The 22,744-nt window shown below is 63.3% G+C and carries 25 protein-coding genes and 1 riboswitch; of the genes, 14 read left to right on the forward strand and 11 right to left on the reverse strand.

From position 1 onward, the window contains the following. Positions 1-5 precede the first annotated feature (5 nt). A riboswitch (guanidine-III (ykkC-III) riboswitch) is annotated at positions 6-71 on the forward strand. Positions 72-80: 9 nt separating this feature from the next. From ARUE_RS18355 to ARUE_RS18370, 4 genes are all read left to right on the forward strand, one after another. Next, positions 81-395, forward strand: a complete 315-nt coding sequence (locus ARUE_RS18355) for a DMT family transporter (RefSeq protein WP_014922824.1) — start codon at positions 81-83, stop codon at positions 393-395. Positions 396-397: 2 nt separating this feature from the next. Then, positions 398-766, forward strand: a complete 369-nt coding sequence (locus ARUE_RS18360) for a DMT family transporter (RefSeq protein ID WP_014922825.1) — start codon at positions 398-400, stop codon at positions 764-766. 291 nt (positions 767-1,057) lie between these two features. Beyond that, the gene (locus ARUE_RS18365) at positions 1,058-2,062 is read left to right on the forward strand and encodes an aldo/keto reductase (RefSeq protein WP_043470696.1); all 1,005 of its coding nucleotides are present in this window, start codon (positions 1,058-1,060) and stop codon (positions 2,060-2,062) included. A 4-nt stretch (positions 2,063-2,066) separates the two neighbouring features. Continuing rightward, positions 2,067-2,717 carry an MBL fold metallo-hydrolase gene (locus ARUE_RS18370; RefSeq protein WP_014922827.1) on the forward strand — a complete coding sequence of 217 codons (651 nt, stop codon included), beginning with the start codon at positions 2,067-2,069 and terminating at the stop codon, positions 2,715-2,717. A 69-nt stretch (positions 2,718-2,786) separates the two neighbouring features. On the opposite strand, the gene ARUE_RS18375 is transcribed toward ARUE_RS18370, so the two are convergent. Beyond that, positions 2,787-4,508, reverse strand: coding sequence for a DEAD/DEAH box helicase (locus ARUE_RS18375; RefSeq protein WP_187329900.1), 1,722 nt, complete (start codon positions 4,506-4,508; stop codon positions 2,787-2,789). Between the two features lie 423 nt (positions 4,509-4,931). Beyond that, complete coding sequence (locus ARUE_RS18380; RefSeq protein ID WP_014922829.1) at positions 4,932-6,323, reverse strand: MFS transporter; 1,392 nt, start codon at positions 6,321-6,323, stop codon at positions 4,932-4,934. Here ARUE_RS18380 and soxR point away from each other — a divergent pair. After that, the gene (gene soxR, locus ARUE_RS18385) at positions 6,322-6,846 is read left to right on the forward strand and encodes a redox-sensitive transcriptional activator SoxR (RefSeq protein WP_011776169.1); all 525 of its coding nucleotides are present in this window, start codon (positions 6,322-6,324) and stop codon (positions 6,844-6,846) included. The genes ARUE_RS18380 and soxR overlap by 2 nt on opposite strands. A 45-nt stretch (positions 6,847-6,891) precedes the next feature. Next, entirely contained in the window at positions 6,892-7,605 is a 714-nt protein-coding gene (locus tag ARUE_RS18390) for an SAM-dependent methyltransferase (protein ID WP_374100554.1), read from the forward strand. Here ARUE_RS18390 and ARUE_RS18395 read toward each other — a convergent pair. Beyond that, positions 7,602-8,639 (reverse strand): Lrp/AsnC family transcriptional regulator, encoded by a 1,038-nt coding sequence (locus ARUE_RS18395; RefSeq protein ID WP_238324380.1) that lies wholly within the window; start codon positions 8,637-8,639, stop codon positions 7,602-7,604. The two genes, ARUE_RS18390 and ARUE_RS18395, sit on opposite strands and share 4 nt — an antisense overlap. Positions 8,640-8,780: 141 nt before the next feature. On the opposite strand from ARUE_RS18395, the gene ARUE_RS18400 reads away from it, so the two are divergent. Then, positions 8,781-9,998 (forward strand): M20 metallopeptidase family protein, encoded by a 1,218-nt coding sequence (locus tag ARUE_RS18400; RefSeq protein ID WP_014922831.1) that lies wholly within the window; start codon positions 8,781-8,783, stop codon positions 9,996-9,998. Positions 9,999-10,033: 35 nt separating this feature from the next. Then, the gene (locus tag ARUE_RS18405; RefSeq protein ID WP_011776173.1) at positions 10,034-11,326 is read left to right on the forward strand and encodes an MFS transporter; all 1,293 of its coding nucleotides are present in this window, start codon (positions 10,034-10,036) and stop codon (positions 11,324-11,326) included. 76 nt (positions 11,327-11,402) lie between these two features. Here ARUE_RS18405 and ARUE_RS18410 read toward each other — a convergent pair whose 3' ends face one another. Continuing rightward, positions 11,403-12,665 carry a CynX/NimT family MFS transporter gene (locus tag ARUE_RS18410; RefSeq protein WP_286140388.1) on the reverse strand — a complete coding sequence of 421 codons (1,263 nt, stop codon included), beginning with the start codon at positions 12,663-12,665 and terminating at the stop codon, positions 11,403-11,405. A 151-nt stretch (positions 12,666-12,816) separates the two neighbouring features. Here ARUE_RS18410 and ARUE_RS18415 point away from each other — a divergent pair, with 151 nt between their 5' ends. From ARUE_RS18415 to ARUE_RS18430, 4 genes are all read left to right on the forward strand, one after another. After that, positions 12,817-13,230: a hypothetical protein gene (locus ARUE_RS18415; protein WP_014922834.1), complete on the forward strand. Its 414-nt coding sequence runs from the start codon at positions 12,817-12,819 to the stop codon at positions 13,228-13,230. A gap of 77 nt (positions 13,231-13,307) precedes the next feature. Beyond that, positions 13,308-14,213 (forward strand): tRNA (guanosine(46)-N7)-methyltransferase TrmB, encoded by a 906-nt coding sequence (trmB, locus tag ARUE_RS18420; protein WP_043470699.1) that lies wholly within the window; start codon positions 13,308-13,310, stop codon positions 14,211-14,213. A gap of 21 nt (positions 14,214-14,234) precedes the next feature. Then, positions 14,235-14,627 carry a hypothetical protein gene (locus tag ARUE_RS18425; RefSeq protein WP_014922836.1) on the forward strand — a complete coding sequence of 131 codons (393 nt, stop codon included), beginning with the start codon at positions 14,235-14,237 and terminating at the stop codon, positions 14,625-14,627. After that, entirely contained in the window at positions 14,627-15,121 is a 495-nt protein-coding gene (locus ARUE_RS18430) for a type II toxin-antitoxin system RatA family toxin (RefSeq protein ID WP_011776178.1), read from the forward strand. Before ARUE_RS18425 ends, ARUE_RS18430 begins: the two co-directional genes overlap by 1 nt. A 3-nt stretch (positions 15,122-15,124) precedes the next feature. Here the strand turns inward: ARUE_RS18430 and ARUE_RS18435 are convergent, their stop codons facing one another. Continuing rightward, a complete protein-coding gene (locus ARUE_RS18435; protein WP_014922837.1) occupies positions 15,125-15,799 on the reverse strand; it encodes an anti-sigma factor family protein in 675 nt (224 codons plus the stop codon). Next, on the reverse strand, positions 15,796-16,293 hold the full coding sequence (locus tag ARUE_RS18440; protein ID WP_014922838.1) for a sigma-70 family RNA polymerase sigma factor: 498 nt from the start codon (positions 16,291-16,293) through the stop codon (positions 15,796-15,798). Before ARUE_RS18440 ends, ARUE_RS18435 begins: the two co-directional genes overlap by 4 nt. Before the next feature lie 145 nt (positions 16,294-16,438). Between ARUE_RS18440 and ARUE_RS18445 the strand changes: the two genes are divergently transcribed. Beyond that, positions 16,439-16,987, forward strand: a complete 549-nt coding sequence (locus ARUE_RS18445; protein WP_014922839.1) for a COG4315 family predicted lipoprotein — start codon at positions 16,439-16,441, stop codon at positions 16,985-16,987. Between the two features lie 89 nt (positions 16,988-17,076). Here the strand turns inward: ARUE_RS18445 and ARUE_RS18450 are convergent, their stop codons facing one another. After that, complete coding sequence (locus ARUE_RS18450; protein WP_014922840.1) at positions 17,077-18,024, reverse strand: type IV toxin-antitoxin system AbiEi family antitoxin domain-containing protein; 948 nt, start codon at positions 18,022-18,024, stop codon at positions 17,077-17,079. 174 nt (positions 18,025-18,198) lie between these two features. Between ARUE_RS18450 and ARUE_RS18455 the strand changes: the two genes are divergently transcribed. Beyond that, positions 18,199-18,792: a DUF5655 domain-containing protein gene (locus ARUE_RS18455; protein WP_238324381.1), complete on the forward strand. Its 594-nt coding sequence runs from the start codon at positions 18,199-18,201 to the stop codon at positions 18,790-18,792. 343 nt (positions 18,793-19,135) lie between these two features. Here ARUE_RS18455 and ARUE_RS18465 read toward each other — a convergent pair whose 3' ends face one another. The 4 genes from ARUE_RS18465 to ARUE_RS18480 form a co-directional block, all read right to left on the reverse strand. Then, positions 19,136-20,113 carry an ABC transporter ATP-binding protein gene (locus tag ARUE_RS18465; RefSeq protein WP_014922843.1) on the reverse strand — a complete coding sequence of 326 codons (978 nt, stop codon included), beginning with the start codon at positions 20,111-20,113 and terminating at the stop codon, positions 19,136-19,138. 1 nt (position 20,114) lies between these two features. Continuing rightward, entirely contained in the window at positions 20,115-20,954 is an 840-nt protein-coding gene (locus ARUE_RS18470; protein ID WP_011776185.1) for an ABC transporter permease, read from the reverse strand. After that, the gene (locus ARUE_RS18475; protein ID WP_014922844.1) at positions 20,947-21,741 is read right to left on the reverse strand and encodes an ABC transporter permease; all 795 of its coding nucleotides are present in this window, start codon (positions 21,739-21,741) and stop codon (positions 20,947-20,949) included. The genes ARUE_RS18470 and ARUE_RS18475 overlap by 8 nt, the downstream gene beginning before the upstream one ends. A 106-nt stretch (positions 21,742-21,847) precedes the next feature. After that, complete coding sequence (locus ARUE_RS18480) at positions 21,848-22,696, reverse strand: DMP19 family protein (RefSeq protein ID WP_014922845.1); 849 nt, start codon at positions 22,694-22,696, stop codon at positions 21,848-21,850. Positions 22,697-22,744 lie beyond the last annotated feature (48 nt).

Genomic DNA, 22,744 nt, shown 5'->3' on the forward strand with positions numbered 1-22,744 from the left:
TGAAATGAAGGTTCCCCTCTGGAACCTCCGGACGACGGTTCAGTACCCGGCACGCGACAAGACTGGCCAAAGGAAATGTCATGTCGTGGTTAATTCTCATTCTTTCCGGAGCACTCGAAGCCGTCTGGGCCGCAGCGCTTCACCGTTCCAAGGGCTTCCGCAAGCCCGTCCCCACCGTTGTGTTCCTGGTGTCTGTCATCGCCAGCATGGGTGGGCTCGCCATCGCGATGCAATCCATTCCTGCGGGCACGGCCTACGCAGTGTGGGTTGGCGTCGGCGTCGTGCTGACGGCAACGTACGCGATGGTCACCAAAGTTGAACGTGCGACGACGGCCCGGCTCCTTCTGCTGGCCGGCATCGGCGCATGTGTGGTCGGCCTGAAGGTGGTGGCATAGCCATGAGGACGAATAGCAAGAACAACGGAATCTTCTGGGTCATCCTCTTGGCTTCAGCGCTGCTCGAAGCCGTGTGGGCCACAGCTCTGGGCTTGTCCAACGGCTTTACGCAACTCATGCCCACTGTGGTTTTTGCCATCACTGCTGTGCTGAGCATGCTCGGCCTGGGTATCGCAGTAAAACGAATCCCCCTCGGCACTGCCTACGCAGTGTGGGTGGGTATCGGAGCTGCGCTGACCGTTGGTTGGGCCATGATCACGGGTGTGGAATCCGCGAGTCCGTTGAAGCTCCTGTTCATCGCGGGAATCGTGGGCTGTGCTGCCGGCCTGAAGGCGTTGCCTGCCGAGAAAGCTGTAGCCAAGGCCGAGTAGCAAGCACTCCCCCGCTCGTTCCTTCCCCTGCATGCCCGCGTGGCCGCGCGCCCGCTGCCGCATGCCCTCTTGCCCTATCCCTCCTGCCCCGGCCCTCCATTTCGATGGTTCCCTGCGAAACGTGCCGCGCGCCCGGCACTTCTAGCAGGGAACCCCCGAAATGGCCGGGCAAGGAGGTGCGCAGGGCAAGGGTAAGCGCAGGAGTCGGGCCCTGCAGGAATACCCTTAGCGTCCGTGGAGTTCATGCCATCAAAGGGCACTCTGGAACACCTACGCGCATTGGAGAAGTTCATGACTGCAGTTCAACTCGGCAACGGCCTCAAGGTCAGCCCACTCGGCTTCGGCGGAATGGCCCTCACCCCGGTCTACGGCGGAATCGAGCCCGAAGAAGGGTTGCAAACGCTGAGACATGCGGTGGACGCGGGCATCACCTTCATCGACACCGCAGATGTATACGGCGCGGGCAGCAACGAGGAACTCGTGGGCAGGCTCTTGAAGGAGCGCCGCGAAGAAATCCAAGTAGCCACAAAGTTTGGAATTGAGGGCAACCCCGCGGACGGGTACACGGGAGTCCGCGGGGATGCGCCCTACATCAGGCAAGCGGCGGAAGCGAGCCTCCGCCGGCTGGGCACTGACGTTATTGACCTCTACTACATGCACCGCCGTGACCTCCGCGTTCCGATAGTGGAAACCGTGGAGGCCATGGCGGAGCTGGTCCGAGAGGGCAAGGTCCGGCACCTCGGACTGTCCGAAGTGACAGCCGAGGAGCTCAGGCAGGCCAACGCTGTCCATCCCATTGCCGCGGTCCAGAGTGAATGGTCAATCTGGAGCAGGGATGTAGAGCTCAACGTTGTTCCTGCCGCCAAGGAGCTTGGCGTTGGATTCGTGCCGTATTCGCCGCTTGGCCGCGGGTTCCTCACGGGAACCGTCAGCGCGAGCGACCTTGGGGAAAATGACTTCCGCCATAAGATTCCCCGTTTTGGCGATGAGGCACTTGATGCGAACCAGGCCGTAGTGGCGGCGGTCCGCGAGGTAGCCAGCGGGCTGGATGCAACTCCGGCCCAAGTAGCCCTGGCTTGGCTGTTCACCCAAGGTCAGCGCCTCGGGATTTCTGTGGTCCCCATCCCCGGCACGCGCAAACCGCACCGGATCGACGAGAACCTGGGGGCACTGTCCCTGCAACTGGGAACAGCACAACTTGAGAAGCTCGACCAAGCTGCAGCCGCCGTCGTGGGTTCACGCTCCGCCGACCCCAACTGGGTGTCACAGGGCCGCGAAGCCGACCCCGTAGGCTGATCGCATGGATTCGCTAATTCACTCTTTGCGCGACGTCACCATCCGCAGCATCTCCGTCAGCGAGATGAACAACAACGTGTACCTGTTGACCTCAAAGTCCACGGGTGCGCAGTTGTTGATCGACGCCGCCGATAACCTTCCGGCCATTCAGCAGCTTCTCCACGACGGTGCAGCTGATTCCTCGGTCCCGACCAAACTGGCCAGGATTGCCACCACCCACCAGCACTGGGACCACGTCCGGGCGCTGCCGGAGTTGGTCGCCGTCACCGGCGCAAGCACGTCAGCAGGAACGGACGACGCCGATGCGTTGCCGGTTCCGGTGGACGTCCGGCTCGGTCACGGCGACGTGGAGCAGTTCGATGGCTTCGAGGTCACGGCAGTCCACCTGCGTGGACACACCCCGGGCTCGATCGCTTTCGTGTACCAGGATCCGGACGGGCCGGCCCACATTTTCAGTGGAGACTCGTTGTTTCCGGGAGGCGTCGGCAACACACAGAACGATCCTTCACGTTTCACTTCTCTGTTGAACGACGTGTCGGAGCGACTGTTCGACGCTTATCCGGACGAAACCCTGGTGCACCCGGGCCATGGATTGCCCACGACCCTCGGCGCCGAGCGGCCACACCTTGACGAGTGGCGCGCCCGAGGCTGGTGACTTGCGGGGCCTGCTCTGCACGCTAAACCTAAGGAATAGGGTGCAGAGCGGGCCTCACAACGTGAAGTATTAGCGGCCGCGACGCTCGTTCGAGGCCGGAGCCGATGCACGACGCGGACCGCTGCGTGCCGGACGACCTGCGCCGGAGCCACCGCGACCGGAGTTGCCGGAAGCACCCGAACCGTAGGATCCGCCGGACGTAGCGCCCGTCGCGGAAGACCAAACGGCCTTGTTCCCGCCGGTACGGGTACTCGTGGTGGATGCCGTGCGCGGAGCCGAAGCTGAGCGCTGGCCTGTAGCCGGACGGCCGCTGCGGCCGTTCTGGCCCTGCGCGCCGGGAACGTCGTTGCGGTGAGTGGCACCCGACTTGCCGCGACCGCGTGAGCTGCGGGCGACGTCGTCGTTCATTGCTGCACGGCGATCCGCACGGTTGGTGTCCGTACGAACCGGCTCAGCCGCAACCTTGCCGCGTCCATTGCGACCGCCACGGCCACCAGCGGTGGGAGCAGCCTGCGTGGAACGGCGTGCGCGCTTGCGCTGGGCATTGGCGCCGGTGGACGTGCCGCCACCCTGCTGGGTTTTCGCAGCGAGGAGGGCCGCACGGGTGCGGGGATCAACCTTGTCCGCGATGTCGCCCACGAGCTTTGAAACCAAGGGTGAGCTTGCGGTGACTCGTTCAAACGAAACGTCAACGCCGGCAGCCTTCATGAGCTTCTTGACGTCGCTCTGCTGCTCGGGGAGCGTCAGGGTGACAACGGTGCCATCGGAACCGGCGCGGGCGGTACGGCCTGAGCGGTGCAGGTAGGCCTTGTGCTCTGTGGGCGGGTCCACGTGGATGACGAGTTCAACGTCGTCCACGTGCACGCCACGGGCTGCGACGTCGGTGGCCACCAGGACGCGGACGTCACCGTTGGAGAACTCTGCAAGGTTGCGGTCGCGGGCGTTCTGCGACAGGTTGCCGTGAAGGTCGACGGCGGGGATGCCGGCGTCGGTGAGGGTCTTGGCAAGCTTGCGGGCGTGGTGCTTGGTCCGCATGAAGAGGACCCGGCGGCCGGCGCCTGAGGCCAGTTCAACGATGAGCTGCTTCTTGACGGTCTGGTCGTTGACCACCAGGACGTGGTGTTCCATGGTGGTGACAGCGGCCTGGGGGTCGTCCACGGAGTGCGTCAGCGGGTTGGACAGGTAACGGTTGACCAGCTTGTCAACACCGTTGTCCAGCGTCGCGGAGAAGAGCAGGCGCTGACCCTGGGTGGGGGTCATGTCCATGAGCTTCTTGACCACCGGGAGGAAGCCGAGGTCTGCCATGTGGTCTGCCTCGTCCAGCACGGTGACCTCAACGGCTTCGAGGGTCAGGATGCGCTGGCGGATCAGGTCTTCGAGGCGGCCCGGGCAGGCGATGACGATGTCGACGCCGGCGCGCAGCGCCTTTTCCTGGCGTGCCTGGGAGATGCCGCCGTAGATGACCGTGGTGTTCAGGCCCATGGCCTTGGCCAACGGCTCGATGGTGGCGTTGATCTGGGTTGCCAGTTCACGCGTCGGTGCAAGGACGAGGCCCATGGGGCGGCCCGGCTTGCGGAAGTGCTTTGCCTCGCGCTCGGCCAAGCGGGCCACAAGCGGGATAGCGAAAGCAATGGTCTTACCGGAGCCGGTGCGGCCACGGCCCAGGACATCGCGGCCTGCAAGCGTGTCCGGGAGGGTCTTCACCTGGATGGGGAATGCCTCTTCGATGCCATCTGCGGCGAGGGATTCAGCAATGGGCTTGGGCGTGCCAAGGGCAGCAAAAGTAGTCATAAACTTCATGTCTTTCGGGCGGTGTCCAGTTGCGGACATCGGCCCCCGACGCCGGTTGGGCCAGGGGTTCGCCGAGGAAAAGTCAGGTGGTCTACCGGTTCGCTTCAACAGCGGTGGCCGGGACCAAATAGAACGCGTTCATCGACGCAGGATGTGCCTCTCACATGAAAAATGCCCCGCCGCGTAGCCTTTCAGGCCACCTGCTTCAGGGCGTCACCGCACATCAAGTGTTCCTAGCTTAGCAGTGTTTCTCCTGCGGGCCCGCATCGGGTCAGGTCAGGCTCGCGTTGCGGGGCCCGCTTTGCACCCTTCCGCGCGGCAATACCCTGCAGGGCAGGCCTCACAATTCACACCCTCGCGTTGCGGGGCCCGATCTGCACCCTTCCGCGCGGCAATACCCTGCAGAGCAGGCCTCACAACGGGTCAGGAGTGGTGCGTGAGCTCGGGTTCAGCGCTCGAAGATTCGGGTGGCGCAATGCGCGCCGCGACCCTCGGCGCAATGACGACCCCGACGACGGCGATCACGGCCGTCAGCGCAAAGACCGCAGCGAAGGGGCTGGCAGTAAATGCAGCGAACACCAGCCCTGTAGCAGCGAGTGACAGCGCGCCACCGAGGGAATCGGAGATGGACATGGCCGCGCTGTTGAAGCCTTGGTTTTCCTCAGTGGACAGCGCCAACGTCATCACGGAGAGCCGCGGGTACATGAGCCCCATGCCGCCACCGGCCAGGATCCAACCAACGATTGCCACGGCGGCGGGCAGCGCCAGGGCGGCCGTCACGAGCGTCGAGATCACGGCGATCAGCACCAGGGAAGCTCCGATCTTCACGGCGCGTTCGTCAGCCAAGCGGTCACCGAGCCGCCCTTGGATGGCCGACGCCCCGGCCCACGCCAGGGCAGCACCGGTCAGAGTGAGTCCCGCGAACGTGGGCGTGAACGCGTACCGCTCAGTCAGCAAATACGGCAAGTACACTTCGGCGCCGAAGAACGCAGCCGACGCCAAGCCGCGGACCAGGATCACACTGGGCAGCCCCCGCCGGGCAGTGAGGGTCCCGCGGGGAACCAATGGGCGTACCGCCACCAAAGCAATGACAAGCGCGACGACGGCAATCACCCCGCCCACGCCCGGTACCTCTGCGGACAGGTTCAGCCCCAGGACGGCAATGGCCGCGAGCGCAGCCCATCCCATGCGACCGAAGGCCCAGGGAACAGGCTCTGCAGCGGGTTCGGAATTCATCCCCCGCACAGCTGGCACCACCATCAGCAATGCCGGAACAACCAGCCCCACAACGCCGAGGAACACCCAGTGCCAGCTGCTCAGCTGGGCAACGACGCCCGCGGCGAAGGGACCCACCAAGGAAGGAACCACCCAGGATGCGGCGAATGCGGCAAAGATCTTGGGGTGCAGTGCCGGCGGGTATACGCGGGCCACCAGTACGTAGAGGGCCACGGTCATCGCGCCACCACCGAGACCTTGGACCAGCCTTCCCAGCACCAGCATTTCCATGGTTCCGGCCATTCCGGCGATCAGCAGGCCAACCACGAACAAGGCCACGGAGGAGTACAGCGGCGCAGCCGGACCCCGACGATCTGACCAGTTCCCCGCGGCCACCATGCCCATCACGCCCGTAGCCAGTGGTCCAGCGAAGGCCAGGGCGTAGAGGCTGGCTCCGTCCAGGTCGCGACTGACGAGCGGCATGATGGTGGTCACCGCAAGGGACTCGAACGCGCTCAGGAACACGAGTGCGCAAGCTCCCACGGTGGCAAGGAGGTATGGGCGGCGCAGTATCCCGGCCGTTGAGGTGTCAGAGGTCATGGACGTCAGCCTAGAACCTCAACTAATGTTGAGGTCAATCCACCGCTCCGGCCACCGAAAGCACTTCATGCCGCCAGTCGAAACCCACCGGCCCCTCACTATCGGTGAGCTGTCCGAGCGGAGTGGAGTGTCGGCGTCGGCCCTTCACTTTTACGAACGCAACGGGCTCATCGAAGCGGAGCGAACAGCCGGTAACCAGCGGCGATACCGGAGGGACACACTGCGGCGGGTCGCCTTCATCAAGACGTCCCAGCGGGTGGGCCTACCTCTGAAGGACATCCGCGAGGCCTTGGACTCATTGCCCGACGGTCGGACACCCACCAAGCGCGACTGGTCCAAACTGTCCCTGCGCTGGCGCAAGGAGCTGGACGAGCGGATCGCGGCTTTGCAGCATCTGCGCAACGACCTCGACGGGTGCATCGGCTGCGGCTGCCTAAGCCTGAAATCCTGCACGTTGCAGAACCCGTCAGACGAACTTGGAGCATCGGGAGCCGGGGCCCAGCGGTGGACTTTGCCGGAATAGCAACAGGCATTGCCTTTCAACGCAGCGTCACGGCACGCTTGGGTTATGACTGAACACACGCACGACGCCGGCACTCACCACCACGGTCAGCACACCCATGAAGGTGCTCAGCAGAGCGGATTGAACCTCCACGAGGACGCCGACAATGCCGTGGACATGTGGGACGGCATGTACCGCGAGCGCCCCAAGGTGTGGAGCGGAAACCCGAATCCGCAGCTGGTCGCAGAAGCCAAGGAGCTAAAGCCGGGCAAGGCGCTGGACCTGGGCTGCGGTGAGGGCGCTGACGCCATCTGGCTCGCAACGCAAGGCTGGACCGTCACCGCAATGGACGTGTCCGCCGTCGCGCTTGAACGGGCAGCCGCGCATGCAGCAGAAAGCGGTGTGGACAACAGGATCACCTGGCAGCAACAGGACCTCACAGAGTGGGAGCCTGAGCCGGTCTTCGATCTGGTCTCGGCCCAGTTTCTGCACTCGCCGCTCCTGCCGTGGCGGGATTCCGTGGCATCAGCGGCGGCGGCCGTGGCACCCGGCGGAACGTTGCTGGTAGTGGGGCATCACCCGCACGGTCTCCCCTCATGGAGCCATCACCACGAGACCGGAATGTTCTTCACGCCGGAGCAGCTGGCAGGCGCTTTGCGGCTGGATCGGGAGCCGTGGTTCGTCAACGTCCTCACAGACCGGTCACGTCCTGCCTCGGGACCGAACGGCGAGTCGGGCACAACCTTGGACACAGTCTTGAGGGCTACCAAGCACGCCTAAATACCGGCTGGCAGCAGCTCTCCGTAGGGCGGCACCACTTTTCCTGTGGCGGTCGAGTCCGGGTTCAGCATCCACCCCACGCGTTTGGCCGTGTTCAGCATGACCACGCTCTCCACGAGTTCGATCCCCGGGATCCGCTGCTGGATGGTGAGCTCCATTTCCATGACGTCAGCCAGCGAGCGCAGCCACATGATCATGGTGAAGTTTGTGCGGCCCGTGGTGGATGCGGAGAAGCGGATGTTCCTGATGGCCCGCAACTCTGTGGCTGCGGCTTCGTGCTCACCTGCGGGAACGTTCGCGAACCATTGAACCGTGATGGGGAAGCCGGAGAATTGTTGGGCGATTTCGCAGCGGAAGGACAACATCCGACTACTCAGGACCCTGCCCAGTTGCCGCTGGACCGTGGCGGGGTTGCGCCCCAGGGCTCTGGCGATTTCCGCCGCTGTGGCGCGTCCGTCCCGGGCGAGGAACGGGATGAGGGCCAGGTGGCTCTCGGGGAGCGGGAGCACCATCGCGTCGTGGGCTGACGGGTTCGCAGATTCAGGTCCGGCCAACGCCCGGAGTGCCTGCTGCTCCGCTTTGGTGAGGACGTTGAGCCGCCACGCATATCCGCTGGTGTGAATACGGGTGCAGAGGGCTGTGTGGTACTTGGTGAGCCCGCGGATTTCCTTGAGTTTCGGCAGCACTTCGGTGCTGAACTGTCCCAGGTCCTGCGTGATCACGGTGAGCGTGAGGTCGCGGTTACTGGCAGCCTCTTCCACGGTGATGACCTCGGGAAGCTGGGCGACAGCTGAGGTGACGTCCGGCCTGAGGTGCATTTCGCAGTCGATGTCCACCATGGCCAAGCACATGTCCTTCGGATCACCCATGAGGTGGGCGGTAGTCCATGCTGCGCCGGCTCCCCTAAGGCGCTCCCAGCGGGATGCCAGCGTGGTGGCGTGGACACCCAGCGCTTCTCCGGCGTCGGACCAGCTGATCCGCGGTGAAATCTGCAGGGCGTTGACCAGGCGCAAGTCTTCTTCGCTGAGCTCCATGAGCCCATTCTTCCAGAAGGGTGCATGATTCCTGCCGAAAGTTGAGTATAAATGCATATTTACAGTTGTTTAGGCGCATGTGAATCACATCACCACAGAATGGCATAAGGAACACGTCACCGAGAAAGACCAGGAGAACTTATGACTATCGCCGCTGATGCCAAGGAACTGCAGGAGGACATCGTCCGCCTCCGTCACGACCTCCACCGCGAACCGGAGATCGGGCTGCAGCTCCCCCGCACCCAGGAAAAGGTGCTCAAGGCGCTGGACGGACTTCCGTACGAGATCACCTTGGGCCAGGAAACGACGTCGGTCACCGCCGTTCTGCGGGGCGGTGCCGCCCACGCTTCAGCTGAGAAGCCCGTGGTGCTGTTGCGCGCCGACATGGATGGACTCCCCGTGCAGGAAACCACGGGTGTGGACTACACCTCCCGCGTGGATGGAGCCATGCACGCTTGTGGTCACGACCTCCACACCTCCATGCTGGCCGGTGCTGCCACACTGTTGGCCGAGCGCCGGGATCAGCTGGCAGGGGACGTCATCCTCATGTTCCAGCCCGGCGAGGAGGGCTTCGACGGCGCGAGCTACATGATCAAGGAAGGCGTCCTGGATGCAGCGGGCCGCCGCGCCGACACTGCCTACGGAATGCATGTGTTCTCCTCACTTGAACCGCATGGCCAGTTCGTCACCAAACCGGGCGTCATGCTCAGTTCCTCCGACGGACTTGTCGTCACGGTGCTGGGCGCGGGGGGCCACGGCTCTGCCCCCCACTCCGCCAAAGACCCCGTCACGGCAGCTGCTGAGATGGTCACCGCACTTCAGGTCATGGTCACGCGCCAGTTCAACATGTTCGATCCCGTGGTCCTCACAGTTGGCGTCCTGCACGCAGGAACCAAGCGGAACGTCATCCCCGAAACCGCCCGCATCGAAGCCACCATCCGGACCTTCTCCGAAGAGTCGCGGCGGAAGATGATGGAAGCAGTACCCAGGCTGCTCCATGGCATCGCCGCAGCCCACGGTTTGGAGGCGGATGTGCATTACCAGGAGGAATACCCCCTCACCATCAATGATGAGGATGAGACCACTACTGCGGAGAAGGTCATCGCCGGAATGTTCGGCGAGTCCCGGCACACCCGGATGGCCACTCCCCTGGGCGGTTCCGAGGACTTCTCCCGGGTCCTCGCTGAAGTCCCAGGCACCTTCGTGGGACTCAGTGCCGTTGCCCCCGGCGCCGACCACACGACGTCGCCGTTCAACCACTCGCCTTACGCAATGTTCGACGACGGCGTGCTCACCGACGGTGCCGCGCTCTATGCCGAACTCGCCGTGTCCCGTATCGCCGCCCTCGCCGGCAAATAAACCCACTCCCAGCCCGCCCCACCTTGGAGAACCACATGACCGCCACCGTAGGAACGTCCCCCGACGTCAAGGTCCACAAATCCCACATGCGCACGCTGGTTGGCACCGGCATCGGCAACGCCGTTGAATGGTACGACTGGGCAATCTACGCCACGTTCTCGCCGTTCATCGCAAGTGCCCTGTTCAGCCAAGCCGACCCGACGTCAGCCGTGCTGTCCACCTTGGCGATCTTCGCCGTCGGGTTCGTTGCCCGGCCGTTCGGCGGGTTCGTGTTCGGCTGGATCGGTGACCGAATCGGCCGCAAAACGTCCATGACCGTGGCAGTGGCACTGGGTGCGGTGGGCAGCCTCCTCATCGGTATCGCACCGACCTTCGCTGCCGTTGGCGCCTTCGCCTCCGTGATGCTGTTGATCGCCCGGCTCATCCAGGGCCTCGCCCACGGTGGCGAGCTGCCGTCGTCGCAAACGTACTTGTCCGAGATGGCGCCCAAGGAACACCGCGGCTTCTGGGCCACCCTCATCTACACCTCCGGAACCGCCGGCATCCTCGCAGGCACGCTGCTGGGGGCCATCCTCACCGCAACCCTCAGCAAGGACGACATGAGCGCTTGGGGTTGGCGCATCCCGTTCCTGATTGGTGGTGCTTTGGGTGTCTATGCCCTGTTCATGCGGGCCAAGATGAAGGAAACCGAAGCTTTCGAAGCTGAGGCTCCCAACGAGAAGCGCCTGCCCATCTGGCCGCAGATCGTGAAGTACCGCAAGCAGGCGCTGCAGGTTATCGGCCTGACCGTTGGCTTGACCGTCGTTTACTACATCTGGGGCGTGGTGGCTCCGAGCTACGCAGCAACCTCCTTGAAGATGGACCGCGGAGAAGCTCTCTGGGCAGGTGTGGTCGCCAACGTGGTGTTCATCGCAGCCCTGCCGTTCTGGGGCAAACTGTCGGACCGCATCGGCCGCAAACCTGTGATCATCGCTTCGGCTGCCGGCGCCGCACTGCTGCACTTCCCCATGACGTGGCTGCTCAAGGACTCCCCGTGGCAGCTGGCAGTGTCCATGTCCGTGATGCTGTTCTTCATCGCGGGCAGCGCTGCGATCGTCCCAGCGGTGTATGCCGAACTGTTCCCCACGCATATCCGCACCATCGGCGTCGGAGTTCCGTACTCCATCTGCGTCGCGGCCTTCGGTGGCACGGCTCCGTACCTGCAGACCTGGCTCGGCAGCATCGGGCAGGCCCAGCTGTTCAACGTGTACGCGGTAATCCTGCTGCTGGTGGGCATCGCTTTCGCTTTCTCCATCCCGGAGACGAAGGGCAAGGACCTGACCGTCTAGCTACTCCGGCTTTCGTTGCGAGGCCCGCTCTGCGCTCTTCCCTGGGTTTTTGGGATGCAGAGTGGGCCTCGCAACGTTAAACGAAGCGGTCGCGGCCGGCCCGGTATCCGAAGAAGGCCGCCAGGGAACCGACCACCAGGAAAAGGATTCCGGCCGCTGCGAATCCGCCCGTTGCCTGATGCAGTTGGCCAACCATCAACGTGCCCAGCGAACCCACTCCGTAGCCGACGCCCTGCATCATTCCGGACAGGTGCGCGGCCGTGCGGGCGTCGCGCGTGCGGACCATGATCATAGTGAGGGCCACGGCGGTCAACGATCCCTGGCCCAGCCCGTTTAGCCCGGTCCATACCCAGATGAGTTCGGTGGGCCCAAAGATGGTGAGCGCGAAACCGCCGCCGGTCATCAGCGCCACCACCATATTGATGATCCGCTGATCCTTGAACCGTGTGGCCAGCGCAGGAGCAAACAGGGATCCGAGCATCTGCAGCACGATCGACACCGACACGATCAGCCCGGCCGTTCCGCCGTCGACCCCCCGGTCGCGCAGGATGGGCGCCATCCAGGCGAACACGCTGAACGACATCATGGCCTGCAGCACCATGAACATCGTCACCTGCCACGCCACGGCGGACCGCCACACGTTCACGCCGCCGTGGACTGCCTGGTGCTTCACGGAGGGTTGCCGGATTGCCAGCGGCAGGAAGAGCATGAGTACGACGGCGGCAGGCACCGCCCAGAACCACAGCGCCGAAGTCCAGTGGCCGGTTGCCGCAAAAACCGGATAGGTGAAGCCCGCTCCGAGTGCCGCCGACGCGCAGATTGCAGTGGTGTAGAGGCCGCCCATCAGGCCCAGGCGGTGCGGGAAGTCCCTTTTGACCACGCCGGGAAGAAGGACATTGCATAAGGCGATTGCAGCACCGCAAGCGGCGGTTCCGGCGAGGAGCGCGGACAAGTGCCCGGCTCCCGGGATCTCCACCGGCCTGAGCAGCAAACCCGCTGTGAGGACCGCCATGGCTCCGAGGAGCACCCGTTCGGCACCGAATCTGCGGGCGAGGATGGGCGCAAGCGGGGCGAAGAGGCCAAGCAAGGTGACCGGCACCGTGGTGAGGACCACCAACGACCAGCCCGGGAGGCCGGCGTCGGACGTTATTTCCGGCAGGACCGCGGAGAAGCTTGAAAAGACCGTCCGGAGATTCAGTCCAATCAGGACCAGGCAGATGCCCAAGAAGACGAGGCCCCGCTTGCCGCTGAGCTGCGTAGGGTCAGCTGCTGGTTCGTCATCGATCTCGGCATCGGCCGCAATCTCGGGCAGGACGGATTTCTCTGGGTAGCCGGGCATCTTGGAGGAGGTCACCCGTCCTATTCTGTCAGCCGCTCCTGATCCGGGTTTGTTGGGCGGGATGTGACCCTTCAACGACCTCCCGTGCAGTTATCCACATACGCGAGGTTTTCCCTGCCGACGCCGAATCGCGATCCATAACGTTGAGGGCATGAACCAAACCTCCGAACCATCCCCTGACTCGTCAACGCCCAGCACAGTGGCATCGTCCAGACCTCAGCCTGCGCAGCCTCCTGGCCTGCGAGCAGGCCTCTGGAGCTTGGCACTCGCCATAGGGGCGCCGATTGTCTTTATGATCGTCTTCCCTGTGGGAATGCTTTTCGCGTTTGGCGCTGAGTCCCCGTCTTACGCAGCCGCGTCGCAGTCCATTCTCACGGTCCCCACAGCCACCTGCTGGACCGTGGCAGTGATTAGTGGTCTGAGGTGTCTCAAGCTGGCCAAACACCGCGACGCGGATGGCCAGCGCACCATCGCTTGGATGTTTGGCGCCTTCGGGCTTTGCATTGCAGGAATCGAAGTACTGGGTATGGCCGCCCTTTTCGCCCGGGAGTTCTTCATTACTTAAGACCTATGGGCACGCCTGGTGCACTCTTGGCAAGGCACAGCCGAACGACTCCGCCGAACCCAAGTATTCTGGAAAGGATGAGTGAAACCCCAGATTCCCCGCGCCCAGTCACGCCCGGCAGCCAGGCCTCCTTCGGCACGTATGGTGGCCGACCGGTCAGTTTCGTGCGCCGCGGCACCCGCCTGCAGGGGCGCCGGCAGGCCGCCTGGGAAGAGCATGCCGAGCGCTGGGCCATTCAGGTGCCACGCCACGTGGCCAACACCTCCGTCCACCCGGACTACACCTTCGACGCCGAGGCAGTGTTCGGACGCAAGGCACCCCTGATCGTAGAGATCGGTTCGGGTTTGGGTGACGCCGTGGTTCATGCGGCCGAACAGAACCCGGACAAGGACTTCCTCGCGGTGGAGGTCTACACCCCGGGATTGGCCAACACCATCATCAAGATCAACAGCCGCGGGCTGACCAACGTGCGCGTGGTGGAAGCCAACGCCCCTGAGGTCCTTGAGTCGATGCTCCCGGAGGGGTCCGTCAGCGAGCTTTGGGTGTTCTTCCCGGATCCGTGGCACAAAGCACGGCACCACAAGCGCCGGCTCATCCAGCCTGCCTTCGCTTCGGTGGCTGCCAAGGCACTCGTCAAGGGTGGCTACTGGCGCATCGCCACTGACTGGTCCAACTACGCGGTCCACGTCCGCGAAGTGCTGGCAGGGTCCACAGAGTTCGAGAACATGCACGAAGGCGAGCGCAGCGGCGAGGAGAGCCCGCTGACGCAAGTGTGGCAGTCCGGCGTCGAGTCTGTTGTTGGCGGAGCGCCAGTCAGGGAAGGCCGCGCGCCAGTAAGCACCGAGCACACAGGCCCGAACGAGGGCGTTGATGAAGAAGGCGGCTGGGCTCCGCGGTTCGATGGCCGGATCCGGACAAGCTTTGAGAACAAAGCCCACGAAGCCGGGCGCATGATCTTTGACCTCACGTACCGCAAGCGTTAGCCAACGGACTTTGGGGGAACCATGAGCTATCAGCCACCGCTCGACTACTACCAGCAACCACGACGTTCCGGCACACGGGGCCTGGGTGCCGGAATCACGAGCATTGTCGCCGCAGTCCTCTCCCCGGTCGCGGCCATGGTGAGCATTCCGTTGGGCATTGCAGCCATTGCTTCATCAATAAGCCGCTACAACCAAGGCAACGACGCTTGGTGGTTCGGCGCACTGATCCTGGCGGGCGTGGCGGTCCTTCTGGCTCTGGTTGCCGTGGTGAGTGGGTTGATCGCCGTGTTCCGCGCCGGCCGGATGAACGCGGGCCGCATCACAGGAATCATCGGACTGGCGATCATGGCAGTCAACGTCTTTGGAGTTGCCTTCATGGTGTTCCTGGTGCTGGGTTCCGGGCAGGGGTCCTGATGCCGCAGGTACGCGCCGAGCGGCTGATCCGGCTGGATCCCGAGACCGCGTTCGCCCTTTCCCAGACCACCGGTGAGTTCAGGCTCAAATGGGATCCGTTCATCTCGGCCCAAGCCTTTCTGGACGGGGCCAAATCGGCCGGCAAGGGCGTCAGGACCCGAACCGTCTCCCGGATGGGCTTGAAGATGGTCAGTGAGTACGTCTCTTACACACCTCCACGGAATGTGGGTATGACCATGGTGTCCGGTCCTTGGTTCTTTGAGAACTTCGGCGGCGGCTGGCGGTTCACACCGGACGACGGCGGCACCCGGGCAGTCTGGAAGTACACCTTTTCGTGTCGCCCGGCCCTGGTGAAGCCGTTGGCCGAGAGGATCGGAAGCTGGCTCCTGGGCCGGGAGATTGAACGCCGCATTGAGGCGTTCGCCCGGGCCTGCGAAGACCAGGCCCTAGTGGCGGAACTACGCGCCCAAAGCACCGAGGTCACGGACCACTAAGGTTTACGGCACCGAAATCGAGGCCACCGTCTTCTGCCCCTCATCACGAAGCTCAACACCAGCGATGCCAGCCAACTGCACAGGCGTGGCACCCGTGATCTTGATCCGTCCGCTTGGCGTGGCTGTCCAACCGCAGGTTCGTTCTTCGGCGCCGTCCCGGCCCTTCACCCACAAGTACAGGGTCCCTTCAAGCGGCATGGACCGGCCCTCCACCTCGAGCTCAGTGCCCCAGTTCTTTTTCACCATGCCCACGGTCAGCTGCAGCCCGTCCCCTGACTGAACCGAATAGCTGGCGTCCGGTTTCGGCGGCTGATTCAGTAACGGTCCGGCGAGGACGCCAATGGCAAGGCAAGCAGCGGCAACTGCGCCTACCAAAGCCGCCCACCGCCGTCGTGATTTCCGCCTTCGGACCGACAAGTCCACCAGAACCTTCTCGGGAAGCGTTGCAGGAATCGGTTCCAAGGGTGAGAGCGCGTTGGTGCTTCCAGCGACAGTGAGGGCCACAGCGTCGGCGGCCGGAACGGCGTCGAGCAAAGCAGGCAGGCTTGCCAGTTCCTCCAACTGGTTGCGGCATTCAGCGCACTGGGCGAGGTGGTCTTCGAACGTTCGCGCCTCCCCGGGCTCAAGCCCACCCAGCAGGTAGGCGCCCAGCAACTGGTGGACGGAGTTGCCATTCATCGTTCCACCCCCATTTCATCAAGGATCGTTCGGAGGGCTTTCACCGCGTAGAAAGCCCGGGATTTCACGGTTCCCGTCGGGATGTTCAGCTGCAGTGCGGCCTCGTTGACGGTGAACCTTTGGTAGTGGAGGGCCACCAAAACCTGGCGGTGTTCGTGACTGAGCCGGAGCAGCGCCTCCTCCATGAGGACCCGGTTCAGAAGTTCATCAACACGCTCCGTCGCAGGATGGTCCGGGAGGTCTTGCTCGCCGGCTTCGGCTGGGCGGCGTTGCGCCTTCCTGTAGTTGTCGATGATCACGTTGCGGGCCGTCCGGAAGAGGTAGCTGCGCAGGCTTCCCGTGATCTGAGGGGCGTGCTGCCATACCTTGAGGATGGTTTCCTGAACGACGTCGTCGGCTTGGTGGGTGTCCGACATGCAGCTGAGAACGAAGCGTTTCAGAGCCGTCCCATGGTCACGGTAGATCGCTGCCACCACGTCTTCGTCCAACGGCATAGCCACCTCCCTCATTCCGCTGCCCCTTCGCCTATACGACGACGCGCGAATGGAAAAGGTTCAGACCCTTGAACCATTCTTCCCCCACTGGCGTCGTAGGGGTTAGCGCCGGTCCTTTCCGGCCGGCTCGTCAAAGGAGCTAGACATGAAGAAGCGACTCACTTTTGGATTCGGTGTGTTGGTTTTGGCCGCTGCCTTGGCCGGGTGTGGCGGAAGTCCTGGAACCACCACCACCTCCGCACCGCCACCCGCCACTACCTCCCCCGCTGCACCTTCCTCAGCAGCAGCGACTTCCAGCGCTCCGGCAGCCAGCACTGCAGCTGGTGCTGAGATGAAGGTTTCGGCCTCAAGCGCCGGGCAGATCGTGGTGGACCGCAAAGGCATGAGCCTCTATTTCTTCACAAAGGACGTCAAGGACTCGGGAACCAGCGCCTGCACAGCGGCCTGCCTGGACGCGTGGCCTATTTTCACCACGACGTCGGACACCCCCGCTGTTGAAGGAGTCACCGGAACTGTGGGAACCATTGCTTCACCGGACGGCAAGAAGCACGTGACGCTCAATGGCATGCCCCTGTACTACTACGCCAAGGACAAAGCTCCCGGCGACGTCACCGGCCAGGGCGTGGGCGGCGTCTGGTACTTGGTGAGCCCTACCGGGGAGATGATCAAAGGCGCTGCGGGTTCGGGCTACTGACGGGACGCGAGATCGCGGGAAGCCTGCCACGTCGCCGGAAGGTTCCGTGCGAGCGCGCAGGGTTCCCGCGAACTCGCGCTCAGGAGACATCACCTGAACGCCCGAAGGATGCGCTCCTTGAAGAGGCGTTCTTGAAAAAGGTCCTTCCACTCGACTCTGATGAATCGCCAGCCCTCCTCTATGAGAGCCTTTTCTCGTCGCCGCTCTTGGTAAATGACCTCATCTGTTGGGTTGAAGTCGAAGTATTTTGTTCTTCCGTCGAACTCCAGAGCTAGTTTTTCCTCTTCCCAAGCGAAATCCATGCGATGACGACCCAGGCGGGACTGTACCTCGAATTGTGGCTGTGGGGGCTTGATACGCAGCCTCTTAATCAACTCCCGGGTTAGCGTTTCGCCCGCAGATTCAGAGCGTGGATCCGCGTTGTCCAAGGCCTTGCGCAGCGTGCGGACACCGCGTTTTCCGGCGGAGACTGCTGCCCGGTCGGCAAGTGCACGGATGTCGGCGCCGAGGCGTAAACCATGGTCCATGACCACCAGCGCTTTCGGGTAGCTAAGCATCCTGGCACAGTCAAACATCGTGCGCTCAAGGGTGGTCGCCCGCAGACCCTGAACCACCAGCACGTCGTCCTCAGTGAAGCTTTCTGTGTGTCCCCGAACATCCTTGCCCCACCGGTCGGAGGAAGGCCGGGCAGCATGCAGGACATGAACCTTGTCATCAACACCCCACACGAATAGGCCGTGGAGTCGTGCCGCCGACAAATGGCTATAGACGAAACCACCTGTGGACGTTGTCAGCGTCCCATGGGCGTGTGCCACAATCCGCTCTTTGGCCTTCCTCCGTGGACCCAGGGCATTCCACTTATTGGCCCGGATGTAGCAGCCATATCTCAAGCGAAGCAGTTCGCCGGAGTCCACCAGGGCCTTGATATTTCGACTGTTGAGACCGAATCGGAGTAGCTCGTCTGTTCTCCACATGTACCCGCGCAGAGGTAGTGATCGGACCGACCTGACCGTGTTTTCAGTTGATATGGGATCCATCGGTTCAGCATGGCGATAACACCTCGAGTCGCTGAAGGGGGCTACCCCGCTATGTGGAAATCAGGATGCCGAGGCTGCGGAAACGGTGCGAATGCACCGGAAGTTTGCGCACGCGTTCGCAGGGTTCCCGCGACATGGGGGCGGCAATGGAAACGGCCCGGCTACGATCGAGGCATGGGCGAGACTTCTGATTTCAAGGCCGCAGCGAAGACGTGGCAGACCATGGTGGACAGCAACCAGGCGTTGCTTCTCCGCAAGTCCGGCCACGACGTCCTTTGGTGGGCTGAACAGGGCCGCAGACAAGGAGTGAAGAACGACGGCGAGCTCCGCGACTGGATGCGCGACGAGCACGGCATCACAGGCTACGCGCAGTACGCAGTCTCGTGGGAGCTGTTCGGCTACCCCGACTTCATGCTCCGGGACGCCGACGAACTCATCGACGGCCAATACGTCAACCATCCCCGGCTGCGCCCAATAGCGGATGCCTTGCTGGCCTGGTCCGCCGAGACCGAGGGTGTCGAGATCCAGATGCGCAAGGGCTACGTGTCGCTTCACAGCCCCCGGCGGAAGTTCGCCCAAGTTACCCGGACCAACAACACCACCGTTGATATCGCCCTGCGCTTGGATGCACCAGCCGAAGGCAGGCTCGAAGCGGTGAAGGTACGTGAGGGAGACTTCTTCGACCGCCGCGTGCGGCTGAAGAAAATCGACGACGTCGATGACGAGGTGCTCGGGTACCTCGCCAAGGCGCTGGATCAGAACAGCTAGCCTGCAAGCCACTCATTGGGGAGAGAAACATGACAGAACGGGCAAGCACGAAGAATCCGCCGAACATAGGATTCCTCGCCATACAAGAGGTGGCGTGGACCTTGGGTCTCATCGCAATGGTCCTCCATGCGACAAGCCGCGGTCTGGACTGGATCTGGATCGGTCTGCTTGTCTGCTGGCAAGCAAGCATCATCTGGGGCTGGGTTAAGCTCCGACGCTCGAAGACCACCTAACGCGCCGAGATCGTGGGAACCCTGCCGCATCGCCGAAAGGTTCCGGGCGAGCACGCAGGTTTCCAGCGAACTCACCGGGTCCGGTGCAGCACCCGCTCCCGCCCAACAACTTACCGCCGTGCGCTCCCGTAGAGCTGCCGCACCAGGTGCTCGATATCCGGCTCGTGAAGGGATAGATCTGCTACCTCGGCTGCGCTTGAGATGGCTGCCAGAACTGTTGCCGCTGAGAGCCTGCGTGGATCGAAAGAAACGCTGTGCCTGATTCCGTCGGCTTCAATGCTCTGGTGTACCGCGCCGTCGGGTAGTGAGAAGAGCGCAGCCGAGTGCACGGGGGTGGCGAGGTCCACCACCATGGTGCGCACGGCTCCGGCCACCTCAGCCAAACCCGTGAGCGGACCATCGTAGGCGATGACGCCGTCGTCGACCACCAAGACGCGTTGGCACAAACGTTGGATGTCGCTCATGTCGTGGGTGGTCAGCAGCAGCGTGGTGCCGTTCTCGCGGCGCTCGGCGTCCAGGAACTGGCGAAGTTTCTCCTTACTGATCATGTCCAAGCCAATGGTCGGCTCGTCCAGGATCACCAGCTCCGGGCGATGCAGCAGGGCAGCCGCAACTTCGCCCCGCATACGCTGGCCCAGCGAAAGCTGCCTGACCGGCGTGGAAAGGAACTCTCCCAAATCCATCTGATCGGCAAGTTCACGGAACCTGGGCCTCCAGTCCGCCTCTGACATGCGATGCATGGCACCGAGGATCGGGTACGAGTCCTGCAGGGGCAGATCCCACCACAGCTGCGAGCGCTGCCCGAACACGACGCCGATCTTCCGGGCCAGCGCTTTGCGCTGCGGCACCGGGTTGAACCCGCAGACGGTCACGCGCCCCGAACTTGGCACCAGGACGCCTGTCAGCATCTTGATGGTGGTGGACTTGCCCGCGCCGTTGGCTCCTATGTACCCGACCGCTTCCCCCGGCTCCACCGTAAAGTCGATGCCACGGACCGCGTGTACGGCCTTCCTCCGCCGCCGGAAGCGACCGGCAGATTCCATGACCTGGAATTCCCGGCTTAGATTTTCCACTTCGATGATGGGCATGTCAGCCTCCTGCGCCGGTGTACTTTTTGATGGCCGCCCGCCAGAGGAGCAGCATGAGTCCGCTGAGGACGACGGCGGCCGGCAGCCCGAGCCAGCCCGTCCAGGCCGGGATCCCAGCGGGGCCATCGAGGTCGAGGATGACCAGGCTGGGGGCATAGGCCACCAACGTTGCGGGTATGACGAACGTGAAGAATATCTGGATCGGGAAGAACAGCGCCGCTCCGGGCATCGAGGCAACGTAGCGGCCGCCGTAGGTAAAGGCGTTGGCAAATTGCCTGCCGTCCAGAATCCAGAACTGCATTGCTCCAGCACCGAGGAACAGGGCACAGAAGATGGCAGCTCCCGCGAGCGGCGTGATGGTGGCCAGCAGGATTTTCGCGGGGTCCCATTGGATGTCCGCCAGAAGCAGCGCCACCACCAGGGCTGCCGCTCCGAACAGCAATCGGCCCACCCGCCGCAACTGGAAGTCGGACGTTGCGAGCTGAAGCAATACAGGGAGGGGCCTCACCAGCAGCACCTCCAGTTTCCCTGACCGGATGGTCTCGGACATGGAGTCGGTCTCCCCCATCAGCAGGTCACCGAGGGCGAAGGCAACGGACGCGAGCCCGAACACCACCAGTGTCTGGGCCAGGGTCATACCCCCAAACGTGGAGACGTTGTGGACGATCGCGTAAAGCTCCACGAACTCGGTCACCCCCAAGAGGACCTGGCCGGCGACGTCGGAGAGGAAGCTGCCGCGGTATGCGAGTTGTGAGCGCAGCCGGGCAGAGACCAGGAGTTTGAGGAGGACCAGGTTGGTGACCCGGGCGTGCGGGTCCCGGGTAACGCGGGGACTAGCCACCCTGCACCACCAACCGCCGCGAACCGAAGCGAACCATCATCTGCACAATGACCAGCAGCACGGCCAGCCACAGAAATTGCACGCCAACCAACGCAAGGCTCTCGGCGCCGTCGGTCCTTCCCGCGAGAATGTCCACCGGGGTTTGGAGCATCGACGGGAACGGCGTGGCCCGGGCAAAATCGAGCAGCCATCCAGGGAACCACGTCACCGGGACCAGGAACCCGGACAACAGGTTCATCACCACCATGTACAGCATCCAGAACCCCCGGATTTCGAGCACCCAGAAGGACAGCAGGTTGATGGCGAAGAAGCCCAGAAAGTTCAGGGATACGGCAGCCAGGATGGACACGAATCCGAGCAGGTAAGGTTCGGGAGTTCCCGGCATCGCCAGGCCGGTTACCAGGGCTCCGACCATGAGTGGCGGCAACCCGCGCGGCAGCACGTCGAAGGCGGCACGGCCCAGGTCTTGCGCCCAATAGGAAGCGGTCAGGTTGACGGACCGGGAAAGATCGACGGCGACGTCCCCCGACTTCACGCGACCAGCCAACTCAGCGTTGCCGAAGAGCCCCAAAGGCGCCAGGAGAGCCTGGCCCAACCACACATAAGTGGCGGCCTCCATTGCCGAGTATCCCCCGATGGCGCCGCCCGCCGTCGTGATGGCGCTCAGCAGAAGCGATGCCCGGATGAGCCCGAAAACCGAGTTGGTAAAAGCGCCGGCGACGGCGGCCGTACGGTAGGTGGAATGGCGGCGGAATGATGACTTGGCCAGTTCCCAATACGCACGCACCGGTCGAGTCTACTCACGCGTGCCACCCAAATCGCCGGAAACGCGTCGAGATCGCCCGAACGCTACGGCGATTCCGCAGCGTTCCGGCGATCTCGGCAGAGAAGACTTACGCGTCCGCGAATTCCCCAGACTCTTCGAACTCCACAGCCGCGATGATTTCCTTGGTCTCCGGGTGGATCATGAAGGCCTCGTCGTCGTCTTCAACCATGATGTAGTCGCCGTGGTCAGTGGAGAAGTGCCAGGCGAGGGTCTTCACGCCGTCGTGCTCGTAGTTGGGATCGCCCATGGTGATCTTTTCCAGGGCATAGCCGGCTACATCGCACAGTTCGCGGATGATGACCTCGAACTCGGGAGCGTTGGCCAGGGCCTCTTCGTCGGCTTCGGCTTGGCGCTCGGCGAGGTCCGGGATCAGCGCGACGCGCTCGGCGATGTGCGCTTCGATTTCTTCATCTGAAAGTACCAGCAGTTCGGACTGGCCCCGGAGGTACGCAGCGTTGAGTTCGATGATGTCCTCTTCTTCCAGCAAAGCCTCGAACTCGCCGTCGAGCTCGTCCAAGGTAACAACAGCCGCAGGCGGAGTTTCGGACTCGTCCAGGTCGCCGTCGAGGTAGGCCTCTGCTTCGTCTTCGCTCAGTGCGTCAAACGCGGCGGCGGTGCGGTTGAAGAGGTCCAGGTGCCGGGTGGCTCCCAGGCCCTCAAGGCCTGCGCGGATGTAGGCATCCACTTCTTCGCGCTCCGGTGCGGTGAAGACGTACTGGGCAAAGCCGCCGGCCAACGCCTGGGTCAGATAGAAATCCACAAAGTAGCTGTTGAGTGCGGGGGTGGCGATTTCGTCGCTGTTGAGGAGCTCCTGGTACATATGGTTCACGACGTTGACGTTGGAATCCACTACATCCGCGCTGCCGGCTTGGAAGCTGGTCTTGTTCAGGACGACGGGGTACTCGTTGGTAGTCATGGGAAATCCTCACTGCTGAAAGCTGATGGTGCTCCGGACACTTTCAAC

This window comes from Arthrobacter sp. Rue61a (assembly GCF_000294695.2).
Classification (GTDB): Bacteria; Actinomycetota; Actinomycetes; order Actinomycetales; family Micrococcaceae; genus Arthrobacter; species Arthrobacter aurescens_A.